Here is a 15,436-nt window from a genome sequence, read left to right on the forward strand (position 1 = left end):
GGAACTTAAATTCCTAAGAATATTGGACAATCGCTTATTCAATCGTACATCGCCCATAACTTGGTTTTTCACTTCGTCCATGACCCAGTCCTGCATAATTACCCATCCAAATCTGTAGCTCTTACCATGCCAAAACTGTAACTCATTGATTTTTACAATAAAACTGGAAAAACTTGTGTATAAAACTTAGCGCCACTGTGTGGAAGTTTAAACCATCCAGCTTCACCCAGGTGGTTTGGTCTACTTCCACTTGGTTTACCTACAATAATGGCATCGGTTAACCGATTTAGATCTGCGAGCAGTAGGTGAGCAGCTGAAAATGTATTTCGACCTACTATCACAAATAGCTTATTTTTTGTATTTTTCTCTGAAAAATAAATTAGAGTTCGTGTTAGTGCGGGTAGGATTGAACCATTACCACCGCTGTTATGACGCAAATCAAGTATAATATTTTCTATCTTGTCTTGATTGATGGTTTTTCTTATTTCTTTGCTAAACTGTTGTAGTGATTGTGACTTTTTCTGGGCAACAGTATTGAATTGTATATATAGATAGTTGTCCTCCTTGTTGTTTAATTGCCAATAATTTTCCTTTTTTCTTTTTAAATATAATGGATTTTCACTACTTTCCAGTTTTGGGAGAGTGGGGAATCCTGTAGAGCTAAAGGGGTTACCATGTAATACTACCTTTTCAGTGCTGCCATTTTCGTCAGCTAGAGTTAAGCTAACATTGTTTGTGTCTGCAGCAATGCCCAGGCCTTTGAGAACTTCCGGTAAGGATAAGTAAAAGGGGGCAAGCCAGTACCGTTGCATTTCATTATCTCTAGCGTTTATGCTGGAGATTTTTTCCATTACAAAGTTTATAGGTAGGCCCTCTACTGAAATAACTTTACGGCCAACTAGATGCTTATGACTTTGATCAGCACTAACAATATATATGCCGTCATTGAACCAGTAAAAATAAATGGGTAGCTGGCTAAAGGTGCCTTTTAGGGATTGAGTCGGCACGATAAAATTGTGCCCATTGCCAACACTTGCCAATAACTGCATAAATTCAAATACAATTTCTTGGTCCGTTAAGTTGGAAATGTTGGTCTCAATTAATTTTGTATGTTCTTCAAGTTGTTTAGCTGATGTTTTATGGTAGGGATCTACATGAAGTCGCTTTATTTCACTGAGCAAGAAGTTTAAGTCTTTAGTCCATCCCTCATTCCTAGTTGGTTCTTCCAATAATGCTTCACCAGAAAGTTCTTTAAAGGTTTTCTCGCCGGAAATATTTTTAAATTTAGGGTTATTTATAAGAGATTTTCTGTCATCCCAGCGGAAATCAAGTGCTTTTTTTATCCATTAGAAAGCTTGTTGTTTTTCACCAATGGCGGAATAACATTGAGCAATTTTAATCATGATGTCGTTTGATGGAGATGAGGCAGATTTGATGCCCGTCATTATTGTACCCAGCTCTAAAGTTTGCTGTAATACAGGTATGGCTTTTTCAAACTGATCAGTTTGCAGGTAGCCATGCCCTAGTAAAAACCAGATGTCGCCATCATCTTTATACTGCTCACTTAATTTTTCAAGCAATGGAATCGCTTTTATCCACTCCCCCGTTTTTAGCGAAATCTACAGCTTGTGTGCGTTTTTCCAAATATTTATAGCCATTTTCAGGGAATTTCGTTGACGGAAAGCGGTCAATTGCTTCATTAGTCATCATATTTGATTTGGAGTCGGCCAAGATGGGACTGGTTATAAAAGTGAGGCTAATAGCAGTGACAATAAATATCTTTTTCATGAGTCTTTATGCTTATATATAGGTGACATAAGGTGCTTATATTTTGTGCCGTAATTTTAGCATATGGAATAATTCGGTAAAATATGATACCATGCAATGATTTTTATGTGAGGCGTTAATCAGGAGTGCGCGTTCATTTTATTTTGTTCTGCTTGCCGAATGATAATCATTAGGAATCAATAAAAGACGACCTTGGAAGTGAAAGGCAAGCTAAAGGATATGTACCAATAGTTTATAAAAGTCTTACTATAATTGGTCAACCTTGGTAGTCGAAGCGTGAAACTTTTGTGAAATTTTTCAGGTTGTCACAGGCATCCATCCACACCAAGTTGTATTTGCTTCTCTTCGTTCGAGCTCAGATGCGGTTTCGTTTGTAAATTAGACGAGAATTAGCTATTAAATATATTATTGTATAAGCCGTGTTTGAGAATATGACAGTATTTATATGATCTAATGTTCATAGTAATGGAATATTACTTTGGTAACTTATGGGAGGTCCTGTGAATTTATCTGGGAAAGTGGCTGTCATTACTGGAGCTGGAAGTGGAATTGGCCAAGCTCTGGCTATTGCCTTGGCCAAAAAGGGAATGAAGCTGGTGTTAGCGGGATTTAACCTAAGCCGACTCGAATCCACCGAAAAAATGATCCTGGAGCATGGGGCTGAATGTCTTTGTGTTCGGGCCGACGTCTCCAAACTTGAGGATGTACAAAATATCTCAGATAAAGCTATTGAGCGATTTGGGCGAGTACATTTGTTGGGCAATGTTGCTGGTGTTGGTCCTTTCGGAACTGTAGCAGAAACTTCCATAGAAGAATGGCGGTGGGTCTTGTCGGTCAATCTATGGGGGCCTATTTGCGGTGTCCATGTAATCCTGCCGCATATGGAAAATCAAGGGGAGGGGTATATATTGTCTGTGGCATCAGAGTCCGGCTTGTATGGGATGGGCTTTATTGGCGCTTACAATGTTTCTAAGTTTGGAGTAATAGGTTTGATGCAGAGTTTGGAGCGTGATCTTCGTGCAAGTAGATCAGCCGTGAAAACTTCAGTATTTTGCCCTGGTGCGGTCAAAACCAATATTCTTGATTATACTCGAGATCAGCCGCAGGAGATGATTGGTAAACACTGTGAATCAGGGTCTCTAAAAGAATTCAAAACCAAAGTTGAGCAGGTTGTTGCCGAAGGTATGGCCCCCAAAGAAGCCGCTAGAATAATTATTGATGGAATTGAACAAGATCAATTTTGGATTTTCTCCCATTCTTATGTAGCTGAAACCGCACTCCGCCAGGCAGAAGCCATGGTGAAAAATAATTCACTTATTGACCTTTGAAAATTCTACCTATAGTTTTCAGCTAAGCGAACTAAATGAGGCTTTGAAATAGTTTGTGGTTGTGTCCTCGACTGCGGATGCTTTCTACCAGATCCAGTGGGAACACCAATTTTAATAAATATGCTAGTTAAAAGGAATAAAGCAACCGCCAAACAAGAATAAACATATTTGATGAGATCAATTTATAGAGATAATTTTTAGCGCTTTATTGATAGATATTTTATTTTAAATGGTTAATGCTTTCGGTTAGCATATCCAGCCGGAAGCTGATCTGATGGGCATGTAATGATATCGTTGCTCTCTGGGCCAACATCTTCCATGAAAGTTATTTTGGTAAATGTGTTTTCAGCAATATGCATTGATCATTTAGGGACTTTCTCACAAAGCCTCAGCATCTCTTCATCACGCTCATCTTTGCTTTTGAAATAACATCCATCTGTGATGAATGCTGTATGAATTACAAAAATTGTAACTAATGAGGCAAATTTTTGTATGTCTGAATAGATGTGAAATATCTATCTGATTAGAAATAGCAGGCATGAAGTGCTATTTTTTGGCATCCGATTTATCGGTCGAGCTTGTTGTGATTCAATTATAATCCTTCTAAAATATCCAGGTGGGGCCAATAATTTTCTTCTTTTCAGGTGCTAAGCATTTAGGAGTTCAATTCTTGGGGATTCCTTGATCTAAGAATCCAGTATCGACTCCAAACCAAAAGCTTCCATTTTTGTTATCAAAGTACATGTAGCGAATGTTTCCGCCGCTGGGAACGGTGGTTTGACTAACGAACTTCTCTGTTTTCGTATCAAAGGCAAAGATAGTATTGGGAATTGATCCGGTATCTGCCACCCAGAGCCGCCCCTTATTGTCCAGCGCGGTACCATAGGGGCGTGGACTTTCGCTAGGGAGTTTCCACTCTTTGAATTCTTTAATTTCAGGCTTGTAGCGGCCCAAGTAACCCCCTGGATAATCCACGTACCAGATATTGTCGAAGGGGTCGATTTCTAATCTGCGAGGGCGGGCATTGGAACGGGGCAGGGTCACTTCGGTTACAATCATGGTTTTCGGGTCTACCCAGGCTAGCTTGTTGGTGCCAAATAGGGCAATCCAGGGGCGATCTTGCTTATCAATCTTGATGCCATACGGGCGGGCGTCAGCAGTTTGGGGGGTAGCCACCTTGACCTCCCCGTTACTAACATTCAAAAAACCAATACGATTACTCTGCTGAGCGGTAAACCAGATATTACCTTCCCGGTTGAAAACCAATGTGTGGGGATCGTCAACGCCTTTGGGCATTGGGTATTGATGGATCTTTCCGGTTTCGGGGTCCAGACGTCCAATATGAGCATTTCGGTTACCCGCATACCAAACTTGATCTCGCTGATCCACAATCAGGTTGTGGGGATGGGTTCCAGCGGGCACTTCATATTGTTTGAAATTTTGATCGGTCGGAATGAATCGGCCGATATAGTTTCCGGCCTGACCACAAAACCAGACGCGTTCCTTGGTATCCACATGTGGGTCTCTGGGGAGACCCTCCCATGGCACCTTCCACTCTTTTAATGTGAGCTGGCTAGGTAAGCTTCCTTCTTGTGCTACAGTCTGGACCGGTATAAGAATGTAGCAAACAATACAGAGAAAAATTTGGAGTAGTGTGCTGAATAAGTTGGGGTGAGCGTACATTTACCAGCTCCAACAAGTTGGATTAATTAATGAATGACCCGCCAATGATTGTCTGGTCAGGGCTGCTTATCCCCTGCATGGATATAGTGGTTACCAGACAGTATTGTAACTGTTGAGAAAAGCATAGCTTAAGGGCTGGTTACTTTTCATTTAGAAGCACTTTTCGGTATAGGGGTTATTTACCTGGATACATGCTACTTAAAGGTGAATCAGGTGGGCCTCTGAGTTAAGGGTGAATCAGAATAGGCTCCTCAAGTTATTCACAGTCAAAAGAGTTAAGTTTGACTTATGGAGCCTGAACAACTTTGTAGTAGTATCTGAAAGATTTGCCATCAACGGGCGACAAGAATGCTCTTTAAATCCTGTTAGCTAGTATACGATTAGTGTTCCTTGCCAGGGAATTGGCGGTTTCAAAAAAGTAGTCTAAAAAGGATTGCCTAATTTTTTGTGCATTTCCTTCCAACAAAAAAGAATGTAGATTGTCACTGGTTCCGGGTAAAAACGTCTAGATAGAGAATCGCTCGAAATAATTTGTACTCATAGTAGTGCTCAATTTACATCTTGTTACTTACGGCGTATATTGCTCGATCTGCTGTAGGAGCCTACCCATGCTACAAATTCTTCGCCGACCGGAAGTTCTTTTGCTCATTCTGGCAGCTTCGATGCCGCTCTCATTTTCTATTTGGAATACGCTTCTTAATAATTTCGTGATTGAAAAGGCCGCATTTACAGGTGTGGAAATAGGTATTTTGCAGAGTGTTCGGGAAATTCCCGGTTTTCTTGCATTCCTAGTGATCTTTGTATTGTTGTTGATTCAGGAGCAGCGTTTAGCATTACTCTCCCTAATTGCAACTGGTCTTGGAGTCATGCTAACGGGATTCTTTCCATCTCTTACCGGGTTACTGCTAACGACGCTGTTAATGTCCACGGGCTTTCACTTCTATGAAACTTTGCAGACTTCACTGGCATTACAATGGTTTCCTAAAAATACTGCAGCGATTTGGATGGGGCGTATGGCGGCTGCTGGTTCGTTGGCAGCATTATTGGCGTATGGATTGGTCTGGGGATTAATGAATTTGGTTCATTTGGATTATTACTGGGTTTACCTAATCGGTGGCGGTACCACGGTAATAATCGCCTTAATGGCCTGGATACTATTTCCGCAGTTTCCCCAGCCCCACAGTCAGCGCAAGCAGCTGGTTTTACGGAAACGCTATTGGCTCTATTATGCATTAACCATGATGAGCGGGGCTCGACGGCAAATCTTTATTGTATTTGCGGGCTTCCTGATGGTGGAAAAATTTGGTTATAGTGTGGGGGAAATCGCTGCGCTCTATACAGTAAACCACCTGCTCAATTTATATATCGCGCCAAAAATCGGTCAGTTTATCGTAAGGTTCGGAGAGCGCCGTATCCTTACTTTGGAATATATCGGTTTGATACTGGTTTTTGCCGGTTATGCTTTAGTGGAGAGTGCGATAGTAGCTGCGGCGCTCTATATTATTGATCATCTGTTCTTCTCTATGGCCATTGCAATCAAAACTTACTTCCAAAAGATTGTGGATGAGTGTGATATCGCCGCATCTGCGGGTGTTAGTTTCACTATTAATCACGTTGCAGCGGTTATTATTCCTGTTCTATTCGGCCTGCTCTGGCTAACCTCTCCTGCTATGGTGTTCTTTGCCGGATCTTTGATGGCTCTGGTCTCTCTTGGCTTGGCCCAACTAGTGCCGGAGCAACCTGGACCAGGCAATGAAGCGCGCCTGGGGCAGGGGGTGGCTGCAACTTAGCAGCCCCCTACCAATTCTAGGTCGGGAATTTTAATAAATAGGAATTCTATATGCGTGTAGCTCTCTTAATAATGATATTTACTCTGCCGCTAAGTGCATTTGTGAATTCAGAGACAATCTCTGTTGGTGAATATCATATTGAATATGAGATCAAAGGCTCTGGTGAGGCCACCTTGTTTTTCGAAGCCGGGGGTTCGGCCGGGATGCAAGATTGGAATTCCATCTATGACGACTTGGCGAAGCATGCACGAGTAATACGTTATTCTCGTGTCGGCAACGGAAAATCAACGGCCATTAAGAAGCATTTTAGCTCTGAGGATTATGCTCAAGGGGCCAAGGCTTTATAGGCGGCTTTGGGGGTTAAAGAGAAAGTTACTGATATTGCGCACTCCTATGGTGCTCATGTAGCCCGCATTTTTGCCGCATGGTACCCTGAAAGAATGGCAGCGTTGATGCTGATAGAGCCTTCTTCTGAGCATGATGTGGATATTATGCGATTGCTGAATTTGGAGTTGTCAGAAAAGCAGATTGCTCAGGTGAAACTGGATGATATGAAGGGCGGCATGTCGAATCAGTACCTGGATTTTTGGTCTAAACACCCTTTACCTGACTACCCAAAAATTTCCGATATCCCCGTCACAGTAACTGCCTCAATTGAAAAGTATGACAATCCTCCTTTTCTTTACTGATGAGCTCAGAGATATGTGGGGAGAGTTACATTCAAATTGGGCCAAAGCGTTTCCACGAGGTAAAGCTGTTTTGACTGAGAAGAGCTTTCACTATCCTCAAAATGATGAGCCCGAAATGGTGGTGAAAGAAGTATTGGCACTTACTCTAAAGGCCTACCCACAAGAATGAAAGTGAAGTAGCTACGCTTGAGGCTAACTATTCTCGATAAAATGTTCATTTTCTAAGGTGGGCTGAGTTATCTATCTCATTTAAATCTGTAGTATGAGGCACCTTGGTTTTAGGATGTATATTATGCTAAAAAAAATAGTTCTAGCATTTTCTATTGTGGCGGCCTCAGCGAGCACTACCTATGCAGATAGTGTTGATATAGTGCCCGAGAACTTATCTGATGAAGAAAAGTTATACGGTCTTTCTTTGTTTTGGAAGGAGGTCAGTTACAATTTTGCTTTCTTCGATCAAGTTCCAGATCTTGACTTTGATGCAAGGTATCAGGAATTTATTCCGCGGGTTTTGGCTACAGAAAACACTTATGAGTATTATCGTGAGCTAAAGCGGCTTAATGCACTCCTGCAGGATGGCCATACCAATATTTATTACCCCAAAGGTATGTCAGCCAAGTACCTGGATTGGCCTGCTGTTCGCTTGGCCGAAGCTGGCCATCAAGCAATAGTTACGGGGGTTGAGAAGGGGTTGGAGTCCGTGATTCCACTGGGCTCTGTTGTCGTTTCGGTAAATGGGCAGGATCTACAAGCCTATTTAAAGGAGCAGGTAATGCCTTATATTGCCAGCTCGACCCAGCATATTCTCTGGAGTATTGCGGTTCGGGATGCCTTGGGTGGTAAACCGGATACCATGGCAGAATTCTCTATTGAGACTCCAGACGGCAAAGTGAAAGAGGTTCAGGTTAAACGGGATGCCCGTGGTAGGGAGGTTGAATATACGTCTATTAAGCAGCCTGCCTCCAATGGTGAACTTTTTGAGTTTAAATGGTTGGAAAGTGACATCGGCTATATGGCTCTAAATGGTTTTCACGATCGGGCGATTATTGATCAGTTTAAATCTCACTACGATGAGATTGTTAAGTCCAAAGGGTTGATTATTGATCTGCGCTTTAATACTGGAGGTAGCTCTGCTTATGCCGGAGAGATAATCTCTTACTTGGCTGATCGTATTTTACAGGGTTCTGTTTGGAAAACTCCCAAACATATTGCGGCTTATAAAGCTTTGGGATCATTTGCCAATCAGTTCGAGCAATTTGAGAAGTATCGCCCCTATGCAGAAGGCACTATGTGGGAGTTTGGTGAAGACCCCGAGGATATAGTTGAGCCCAAATCGGATAGTAACCACATAGTGCCAACCTATGTGTTGATCGGCCGAAATACCGTTTCAGCAGCTGAGGACTTCCTAGTATATGCAGATTCTCTCGAACATTTTACTACTGTGGGTGAGCCAACTTATGGCAGCACGGGGCAACCTATGTTCGTAGACCTTCCTGGGGGCGGTACTTTCAGGGTGTGTACCAAGCGGGATACCTTCCCCGATGGCAGGGAGTTCGTTGGTTATGGTATTAAGCCGGATATCCTGGTTGAGAGTACGCTGGCTACATTGCGCTCTGATAAGGATGAAGTACTCGACAGAGCGCTGAACGAGCTTAGGGCTAAGCTTTAATTCCTTCCTGATATGGGCCGGCTTGCGATTATCGATTCCGTTCGCCGGTCAGGGTCCTCCCATGTATTTAAGGGAGCCCATTGCTGTTGTGCATACTGTGCGTCATAGATTTTGAAGGTGCCTGCAACAGGGGCTTTTATCAGAAGGTGCCATTATTGGTTATTTCCCGTTTCTATGGGCGGCTGAAGCCACTATTGGTACTGTTGTCTTGAAAACTGTCTCTATAATCGATTAGTTTTTGCTTTAAGGCATTTACAACAGGCTTTGTTTGCCTGCTGGCCCACTTACCTGTTTAATGCTGGCCTTGGTTTCCGGCGACGGCAGGAAAGCTCTTGTTATCGTTAATACGCCAATAAAGTGGTACGTTAGGGTATCTCTGAAAATTAAGTCACTATAAAAGTAGCTAGGAGTTGTACTTATGGCACAGATCAAAGCTTTGGATAAAAAGGCCCATGCCAACCTGAAACTGACCCAGGACATCACTTTTGACCATGTAAGCGGTAACCACATTCTGCCGTTGGTGGTTCAGGAGATTGTGCAGGCGGCCCAGAGCTACCCGATCCTGTTCGTAAAAGACCAGAACACTGACCAGTTCAAGGTTGTTGCACTGACTGGCCTGCGTCCCGGTGAGAACCTTTTCTCCGGTGCTGACGGTTGGAATGGCAGCTATGTTCCGTTGCAGGTTCGTACTTATCCGTTTGTACTGGTTAAGAACCCGGAAAACGACGACCAGGCGGTGCTCTGTATTGATGAGGAATCCAAGATGCTGAGTGAATCCGAAGGAGAGCCACTGTTCGATGGTGAAGGCGAACAGACCGATTATTTGAAAAACCGCGCCCAGGCGGTGGTTGAAACTGCTCAGCGCGTAGCGGTTACCGAGTCGTTCATTGAGTTCCTGGTATCCAAGGATCTGTTCACCCAGAAGAAGCTGACTCTGCGTGTCAACGACGATGACAAGCCCTATGATCTGACCGGCTTCTTCGTAGTTGATGAAGAAAAGTTGAATAAGCTATCCGATGAGGATTTCCTGGAGTTGCGCAAGCGCGGTGCTCTGCCGGCGATCTACGCTTCCATGATGTCTTCCATGCAGGTACAAAACTTGATCCGCAGGAAGCGTCTGAACTGATCCTTTTCCGCCCGGTAACTGTGGTTGTCGGGCGACCTGCCTTTTTCTGGTTTTCGGGATACAGTTATCAGCATTCTGTATCCCATCTTGATCCCTTCTCTCTGTCATACCACTATTAGCTCCCTCTGACGTTTTAGCTCGCGAATAATAAGATGAAATACCTAGCGCGGCTCTCTCTCCGCTATTGGTTTGCCTGGTTGGTGTTGTTTTATATGGTGTGGTTGCTCCTGATTTTTCAGGGCAATAACTTGGCCTTGGCTTTGGAAAACTGGTCTATGGCACTGGCCATGGCGCTCGGTAGCTATGCCGCCGGTTCTACACCGATGGGTGGTGGTACCGTTGGATTTCCCGTATTGGTGCTGGTGTTCGATATGCCGGCCAGCCTCGGCCGTGATTTCAGTTTTGCGGTGCAGTCCATCGGTATGGTTAGCGCTAGCCTTTTTATTTTTTGTCGGCGTCAGCAACTGGCTTGGGCGATGTTGCGTGGGGCTTTCCTGGGGGCTTTGTTAGCTACACCCACGGGTATCCTGCTTTTTGCCCCTCTGATTCCGGAATTGTGGGTAAAGTTGTCTTTTGCTGTGCTCTGGGGCAGTTTTGGTATTTTCCACCTGTACCGGCTTAGTGAAATCACTGATTGTGAGCATAAGGGTGATCCGCAGTGCCCAACAGACTTCCGGGTTGGCTTGCTATTGGGAGCCTTTGCGGGTTTTTGTGTGGTCGCGGTAACTGGCGTGGGTATAGATATGTTGATCTATGCAGCTTTAGTGCTGCTGAGTCGTGTGGATCTCAAAGTGGCTATTCCCACTTCGGTAGTGATTATGGCATTTTGCTCCGTGCTTGGCGTGTTGGTGAAGTCTTTGGCCGGTGACTGGCAGCCGGGGGTATTTGGTAATTGGTTGGCAGCGGCGCCGGTAGTGGCCCTGGGGGCGCCTCTGGGTGTCTTTGTGGTGAGCCTGATTGGACGTAAACCTACGCTTCTAATCGTGGCCTTCCTGTGCGTCGTGCAGCTCGTATGGACCTGTATCTCTGAGGGGGAGGCTTTGAGCGGCTACGGCGGTTCGCTGGTGCTGCTGGCGCTACTGCTCTGCCTGGCAGGTTTTGAGTGGTTGCGGGCGCTGGGTTTACGCCGGGAAAAAAGCAGACAGGTATCGGGTGATAGCCAGAATCTCGCTAGTGAGTGTGGCTCCTCAAAAGCTGATTCGGTGCTGATACAGGGGCTTAAGTAGTTGCTCCTAAAGCAGTTAAATTAGTGAGATAGGGGCATGCAGAGGTGGGCCGAGGAATCGGAGTATTGATCTTCTGGAGTGCTGCCCTGAATCGGGCCTGCGGGATAAATTCGGGAAGATGGCTGGGGCGGAAGGATTCGAACCTTCGCATGACGGGATCAAAACCCGCTGCCTTACCGCTTGGCTACGCCCCAGTTTCAAGGTTCACAAAGAATAGTCTCTGTGCTTTGAAATGGTAGCAAGGGGGAGACTCGAACTCCCGACCTCAGCATTATGAGTGCTGCGCTCTAACCGGCTGAGCTACCTTGCCATTTCTTTTGTTGTCTCGGCCTTACCGAGGGCGCGCATTATCAGTCGATGCGCCGGGTGTGTCAACATTTTTTTTGTATTCTTTTCAGTTAGTTAGCGATTTTTTTGCCCGCGTCCCGAGGCGGGCTGAAACCGCGCCTGGAACTGATGGCAGCGAGAGCGGAACCGACGACCACGGCGGCTGCGCCTGTCCAGCTAATCCAGTTGAGTGGCTCCACCACGATGTAATTCGGCCAGATACTGCTGATCAAGGTACTGAACATCAGGGTGATTACGGGTACCAGAGCTAGGGTAGCGCTAACGCTGGATGCTTCCCAGTAAACCATGGCCTTGCTAAAGGCACCGTAGGCGATCAGGGTGTTGGCGGTAAGGAACGCCAGTAGTGCCCACTCGAGCCAGCCGAGATGGATCACCTTCAACGGGTCAGCCATTGGCAGGAAGCACAGGGTGCCGGCGATATAAATCACTACCAGCAGATTCTGGGGAGTGGCACTTCTCAAAATCTTTTTCTGAAAGAAGCCGTACACAGCCCAGGTGACGGCGGCGATCAGGATATAGCCGAGACCCAGTAGATAATCGCCACCGGCACCGCTGGTAAACTCGCCCAGGCGCTGGTTAAAGAACAGCAGCAAGCCGCTCACTACCAGCACCACACCACCCCATTGACGTGGGGAGAAGCGCTCCCCCAACCACAGCACACTGGAAATGAGCAGTAGCAGTGGCGCCAGTTGGATTACGACTTGCGCGGCACCTGGGGTGATGTAATCCAGCCCGCTGGCGTAGGCGAGATAGTTTATCAGGAGGCCAGTAACAGCGAGCAGCGTCAATGGCAGGAGCCGGCGGCTAAACAGGGGGCCGATTTGTAACTGCCGTGCCTGGCCGTAGTAGAGGCCAGCAAGCAGTGCCGCGCCGGCAAACCGATACCAGGTTGCGGTGCCAGGGCTGATGTGTTCCAGCAGCCCTTTAAGGGCAATGGGCAGTATCGCCCACATAAAGACAGTGACCAGGGCCAGAGGCAGGCCCACCTTCCAGTTTGATTGCGCCATGGTTTCTACGCTGATGGGAAAAGCCTCCCCGCCAACGGGGAGGTGAAAAAAAGAGAGAGGGTATTAGACGTTAAAGCGGAAGTGGATCACGTCACCATCGGCAACAATGTAATCTTTGCCTTCCAGTCTCCATTTGCCGGATTCCTTTGCGCCAGCCTCACCATTGTTGTTGATAAAATCGCTATAGCTGACCACTTCCGCGCGGATAAAGCCCTTTTCGAAGTCAGTATGGATCTTGCCCGCCGCATTCGGCGCGGTAGCTCCCAGCGGAATGGTCCAGGCGCGCACCTCTTTAACCCCAGCGGTGAAGTAGGTGTGCAGGCCCAGCAGCTGGTAGCCGGCGCGGATCACGCGGTTCAGCCCCGGCTCTTCCATGCCCAGCTCTTCCAGGAATTCCTGTCTTTCATCATCATCCAGCTCGGCGATTTCCGCTTCTAACTTATTGCAGATCGGCACTAGCACGGCGTTCTCTTCAGCGGCGATGGCGGCGACAGCATCTAGGTGCGGATTGTTCTCGAAGCCGTCCTCGTCCACGTTGGCGATGTACATGGTGGGTTTGACGGTAAGCAGGCTCAGCTCGCGCAAGTCTGCCAGCTCATCTTCGGACAGGCCGAAGGAGCGCAGTGGTTTGGCTTCATCCAGGTGCGGCTGGATTTTCTCCAGTAGCGCTTTCATCTTGATAGCGTGCTTATCCTGGCCTTTAGCGGCGCGGGTAAAGCGCTGCAGAGCTTTTTCAACGGTATCCAGGTCGGCGAGGGCCAGTTCGGTGTTAATCACCTCAATGTCAGCAACAGGGTGCACCTGGTTGGCCACGTGGATTACGTTGTCATCTTCAAAGCAACGTACAACGTGGGCGATGGCATCGGTCTCGCGGATATTGGCGAGAAATTTATTGCCCAGGCCTTCGCCCTTGGAGGCGCCCGCTACCAGACCGGCGATGTCGGTGAACTCCATCGTGGTCGGAATAACTTTCTGTGGCTTAACGATTTCCGCCAGCTTGTCGAGGCGGGTGTCCGGTACCGGCACTACGCCGGCATTGGGCTCAATAGTACAGAAAGGGAAGTTCTCTGCATCGATGCCCGCCTTGGTCAGTGCGTTAAATAAGGTGGATTTGCCCACGTTAGGCAGGCCGACAATACCGCAAGTAAAACCCATGGTGATATTTTTCCGTTTGCCTGAGGCGCGAAGCGCGCACTCTGCTAATTGCGTTTGATGTCCGGTAGTGATTGCGCTGGCGGAAGTCTGGGCAGGCTGGGTAGCGCGGCCACCGAATGATCCGGGCCAGCCGGGAAAATACCGGCAATTTGGCGCAGCACACTATCGAGATTTCCGGGGCAAAAGGCAAGCTACCCGGGCGGATCTATTTGGCGGTGTGCAGCGTTTTCATGGCTGCGCCCCAGTCGCCAGTGGCGGCGGTGGGCAGTACGTCGATCGAGCGATCGATGGCATCAGCCAGTGTTTCCTGTTCTGCCCTAGGGGCTCGCTGGAGTACAAACCGGGATACGTCGCTTGCACTGCCGGGGTGGCCGATGCCGAGTCGCAAGCGCATAAAGTTCCGGTTGTTGCCCAGTGCGGCAATGATATCCCTCAGGCCATTGTGTCCGCCGTGACCGCCGCCGGCTTTGAGGCGCGCAATACCGGGGGCTAGGTCCAGCTCATCGTGAGCAACCAGTATGGCTTCCGGGGGAATTTTGAAGAAGTTCGCCAGCGGGCCGACAGACTGGCCACTGCGATTCATATAGGTGGTGGGAATCAGCAGCCGGATTTCCTGGCTGCCGATCCGCACACGGCCTGTGAGGCCGTGGTATTTGCCGTCCTGATTGAGCTGGGTACCATGTTGTCGGGCCAGCTCGACAACAAAGTCGGCACCGGCGTTGTGCCGTGTCCGGTCGTATTCCGGTCCGGGGTTTCCCAGGCCGACAATCAACTGGATCGGGGTATCCGGTGCCACAGCCAAGGCGATTACTCTTCGCCTTCGCCAGCTTCGGCTTCAGCTTCAACAGCACCGCGAGGCTTGTGAATAGAAGCTACAACCAGGTTGTGGTCTTCGCCGTGACTCAGGGCTACAGACTCAACACCTTCAGGCAGTTTCAGGTCGGAGATGTGCAGAATGCCGTCCAGCTCCAGATCTGCCAGGTCCACTTCGATGAACTCGGGCAGCTTGCCGGCAGGAGCATTTACTTCCAGCTCGGTCAGGGTGTGGGAAACGATGCCGCCGGCTTTAACGCCTTTGCAGGTGTCTTCGTTGAGGAAGTGCAGAGGCACTTTAACGTGTACCTTGGTGTTGGCGGAAACGCGCTGGAAGTCGATGTGCAGAAGCAGCTGCTTGGCTGGGTGACGCTGCAGATCGCGCAGGATCACTTTCTCTTCTTTGCCATCGATGTCCACGGTCAGCATGGAAGAGAAGAATGCTTCATTTTCCAGGGCCTTGAACAGGTCTTTTTGCAGCAGGGATACGGACTGCGGCTCAGCTTCACCACCGTAAACGATGCCGGGTACACGGCCTTCCAGGCGACGCAGGCGGCGGCTCGCACCTTTCCCTTCATCGCTGCGGACAATGGCGTTCAGTTTGATATCAGACATGGGTTAAACCTCAGGTTGTCTGTCCAGAGAGACCTGCGACCGGACCACTCTGGCGTTTGTGTAAATTGGGCTGTTGGGCCCAAAAGTAATCGCCCGGCAGTGCCGGGCGGGCGCGTATTCTACGGGAATCGGAGCCAAAGGCAAAGTGCCCCGCATGGCGGGGCACTTTGCCTTTTATTTGGTGTGCATTCCCATCCCG

General features: G+C 47.6%; 17 protein-coding genes and 2 tRNA genes. 7 read left to right on the forward strand and 12 right to left on the reverse strand.

The genetic code is table 11. From position 1 onward, the window contains the following. The 4 genes from ACCI49_RS25130 to ACCI49_RS10325 all read right to left on the reverse strand — a co-directional run. Positions 1-96, reverse strand: a 96-nt coding sequence (locus tag ACCI49_RS25130) for a transposase DNA-binding-containing protein (protein ID WP_503629704.1), incomplete at its 3' end; no start/stop codon positions are given. Between the two features lie 56 nt (positions 97-152). Then, on the reverse strand, positions 153-1,229 hold the full coding sequence (locus ACCI49_RS10315) for a S41 family peptidase (RefSeq protein ID WP_371838882.1): 1,077 nt from the start codon (positions 1,227-1,229) through the stop codon (positions 153-155). Between the two features lie 117 nt (positions 1,230-1,346). Beyond that, positions 1,347-1,580, reverse strand: coding sequence for a tetratricopeptide repeat protein (locus tag ACCI49_RS10320; protein ID WP_371838883.1), 234 nt, complete (start codon positions 1,578-1,580; stop codon positions 1,347-1,349). Next, on the reverse strand, positions 1,573-1,788 hold the full coding sequence (locus ACCI49_RS10325) for a hypothetical protein (RefSeq protein ID WP_371838884.1): 216 nt from the start codon (positions 1,786-1,788) through the stop codon (positions 1,573-1,575). Before ACCI49_RS10325 ends, ACCI49_RS10320 begins: the two co-directional genes overlap by 8 nt. Positions 1,789-2,288: 500 nt before the next feature. Here ACCI49_RS10325 and ACCI49_RS10330 point away from each other — a divergent pair, with 500 nt between their 5' ends. Next, a complete protein-coding gene (locus tag ACCI49_RS10330; protein WP_371838885.1) occupies positions 2,289-3,116 on the forward strand; it encodes an SDR family NAD(P)-dependent oxidoreductase in 828 nt (275 codons plus the stop codon). Between the two features lie 233 nt (positions 3,117-3,349). Here ACCI49_RS10330 and ACCI49_RS25135 read toward each other — a convergent pair whose 3' ends face one another. Both ACCI49_RS25135 and ACCI49_RS10335 read right to left on the reverse strand, forming a co-directional pair. Further along, the gene (locus tag ACCI49_RS25135; RefSeq protein WP_503629703.1) at positions 3,350-3,475 is read right to left on the reverse strand and encodes a phenolic acid decarboxylase; all 126 of its coding nucleotides are present in this window, start codon (positions 3,473-3,475) and stop codon (positions 3,350-3,352) included. Between the two features lie 304 nt (positions 3,476-3,779). Further along, a complete protein-coding gene (locus ACCI49_RS10335) occupies positions 3,780-4,631 on the reverse strand; it encodes a Vgb family protein (protein WP_371838886.1) in 852 nt (283 codons plus the stop codon). A 776-nt stretch (positions 4,632-5,407) separates the two neighbouring features. Between ACCI49_RS10335 and ACCI49_RS10340 the strand changes: the two genes are divergently transcribed. From ACCI49_RS10340 to ACCI49_RS10365, 6 genes are all read left to right on the forward strand, one after another. Continuing rightward, positions 5,408-6,589, forward strand: a complete 1,182-nt coding sequence (locus ACCI49_RS10340; RefSeq protein ID WP_371838887.1) for an MFS transporter — start codon at positions 5,408-5,410, stop codon at positions 6,587-6,589. Positions 6,590-6,639: 50 nt separating this feature from the next. Then, on the forward strand, positions 6,640-6,936 hold the full coding sequence (locus tag ACCI49_RS10345; protein WP_371838888.1) for an alpha/beta fold hydrolase: 297 nt from the start codon (positions 6,640-6,642) through the stop codon (positions 6,934-6,936). 6 nt (positions 6,937-6,942) lie between these two features. Then, a complete protein-coding gene (locus tag ACCI49_RS10350) occupies positions 6,943-7,278 on the forward strand; it encodes an alpha/beta fold hydrolase (RefSeq protein ID WP_371838889.1) in 336 nt (111 codons plus the stop codon). A 292-nt stretch (positions 7,279-7,570) separates the two neighbouring features. Further along, positions 7,571-8,947 carry a S41 family peptidase gene (locus tag ACCI49_RS10355; protein WP_371838890.1) on the forward strand — a complete coding sequence of 459 codons (1,377 nt, stop codon included), beginning with the start codon at positions 7,571-7,573 and terminating at the stop codon, positions 8,945-8,947. 418 nt (positions 8,948-9,365) lie between these two features. Beyond that, complete coding sequence (locus tag ACCI49_RS10360) at positions 9,366-10,073, forward strand: SapC family protein (RefSeq protein WP_371838891.1); 708 nt, start codon at positions 9,366-9,368, stop codon at positions 10,071-10,073. 152 nt (positions 10,074-10,225) lie between these two features. After that, entirely contained in the window at positions 10,226-11,299 is a 1,074-nt protein-coding gene (locus tag ACCI49_RS10365) for a sulfite exporter TauE/SafE family protein (protein WP_371838892.1), read from the forward strand. Between the two features lie 119 nt (positions 11,300-11,418). On the opposite strand, the gene ACCI49_RS10370 is transcribed toward ACCI49_RS10365, so the two are convergent. From ACCI49_RS10370 to ACCI49_RS10395, 6 genes are all read right to left on the reverse strand, one after another. Next, positions 11,419-11,493: transfer RNA gene (locus ACCI49_RS10370), tRNA-Gln, on the reverse strand. A gap of 39 nt (positions 11,494-11,532) precedes the next feature. Continuing rightward, a tRNA-Met gene (locus tag ACCI49_RS10375) sits at positions 11,533-11,609 on the reverse strand. 88 nt (positions 11,610-11,697) lie between these two features. Further along, complete coding sequence (locus ACCI49_RS10380; protein ID WP_371838893.1) at positions 11,698-12,654, reverse strand: DMT family transporter; 957 nt, start codon at positions 12,652-12,654, stop codon at positions 11,698-11,700. A 63-nt stretch (positions 12,655-12,717) separates the two neighbouring features. Beyond that, entirely contained in the window at positions 12,718-13,809 is a 1,092-nt protein-coding gene (gene ychF, locus ACCI49_RS10385; protein WP_371838894.1) for a redox-regulated ATPase YchF, read from the reverse strand. A gap of 205 nt (positions 13,810-14,014) precedes the next feature. Then, positions 14,015-14,611 (reverse strand): aminoacyl-tRNA hydrolase, encoded by a 597-nt coding sequence (gene pth, locus ACCI49_RS10390; RefSeq protein ID WP_371838895.1) that lies wholly within the window; start codon positions 14,609-14,611, stop codon positions 14,015-14,017. A 5-nt stretch (positions 14,612-14,616) separates the two neighbouring features. After that, the gene (locus ACCI49_RS10395) at positions 14,617-15,237 is read right to left on the reverse strand and encodes a 50S ribosomal protein L25/general stress protein Ctc (RefSeq protein WP_371838896.1); all 621 of its coding nucleotides are present in this window, start codon (positions 15,235-15,237) and stop codon (positions 14,617-14,619) included. Positions 15,238-15,436 lie beyond the last annotated feature (199 nt).

This window comes from Microbulbifer epialgicus (assembly GCF_041447265.1).
GTDB classification, from domain to species: Bacteria; Pseudomonadota; Gammaproteobacteria; order Pseudomonadales; family Cellvibrionaceae; genus Microbulbifer; species Microbulbifer epialgicus.

Excerpts from the sequence above, each read along its gene's own strand:
- ACCI49_RS10325 (WP_371838884.1), bottom strand. The coding sequence starts at position 1,788 with ATGAAAAAGATATTTATTGTCACTGCTATTAGCCTCACTTTTATAACC.
- ACCI49_RS25135 (WP_503629703.1), bottom strand. The coding sequence starts at position 3,475 with ATGCATATTGCTGAAAACACATTTACCAAAATAACTTTCATGGAAGAT.
- ACCI49_RS10340 (WP_371838887.1), top strand. The coding sequence starts at position 5,408 with ATGCTACAAATTCTTCGCCGACCGGAAGTTCTTTTGCTCATTCTGGCA.
- ACCI49_RS10345 (WP_371838888.1), top strand. The coding sequence starts at position 6,640 with ATGCGTGTAGCTCTCTTAATAATGATATTTACTCTGCCGCTAAGTGCA.
- ACCI49_RS10355 (WP_371838890.1), top strand. The coding sequence starts at position 7,571 with ATGCTAAAAAAAATAGTTCTAGCATTTTCTATTGTGGCGGCCTCAGCG.
- ACCI49_RS10360 (WP_371838891.1), top strand. The coding sequence starts at position 9,366 with ATGGCACAGATCAAAGCTTTGGATAAAAAGGCCCATGCCAACCTGAAA.
- ACCI49_RS10365 (WP_371838892.1), top strand. The coding sequence starts at position 10,226 with ATGAAATACCTAGCGCGGCTCTCTCTCCGCTATTGGTTTGCCTGGTTG.
- ACCI49_RS10380 (WP_371838893.1), bottom strand. The coding sequence starts at position 12,654 with ATGGCGCAATCAAACTGGAAGGTGGGCCTGCCTCTGGCCCTGGTCACT.
- ychF (WP_371838894.1), bottom strand. The coding sequence starts at position 13,809 with ATGGGTTTTACTTGCGGTATTGTCGGCCTGCCTAACGTGGGCAAATCC.
- ACCI49_RS10395 (WP_371838896.1), bottom strand. The coding sequence starts at position 15,237 with ATGTCTGATATCAAACTGAACGCCATTGTCCGCAGCGATGAAGGGAAA.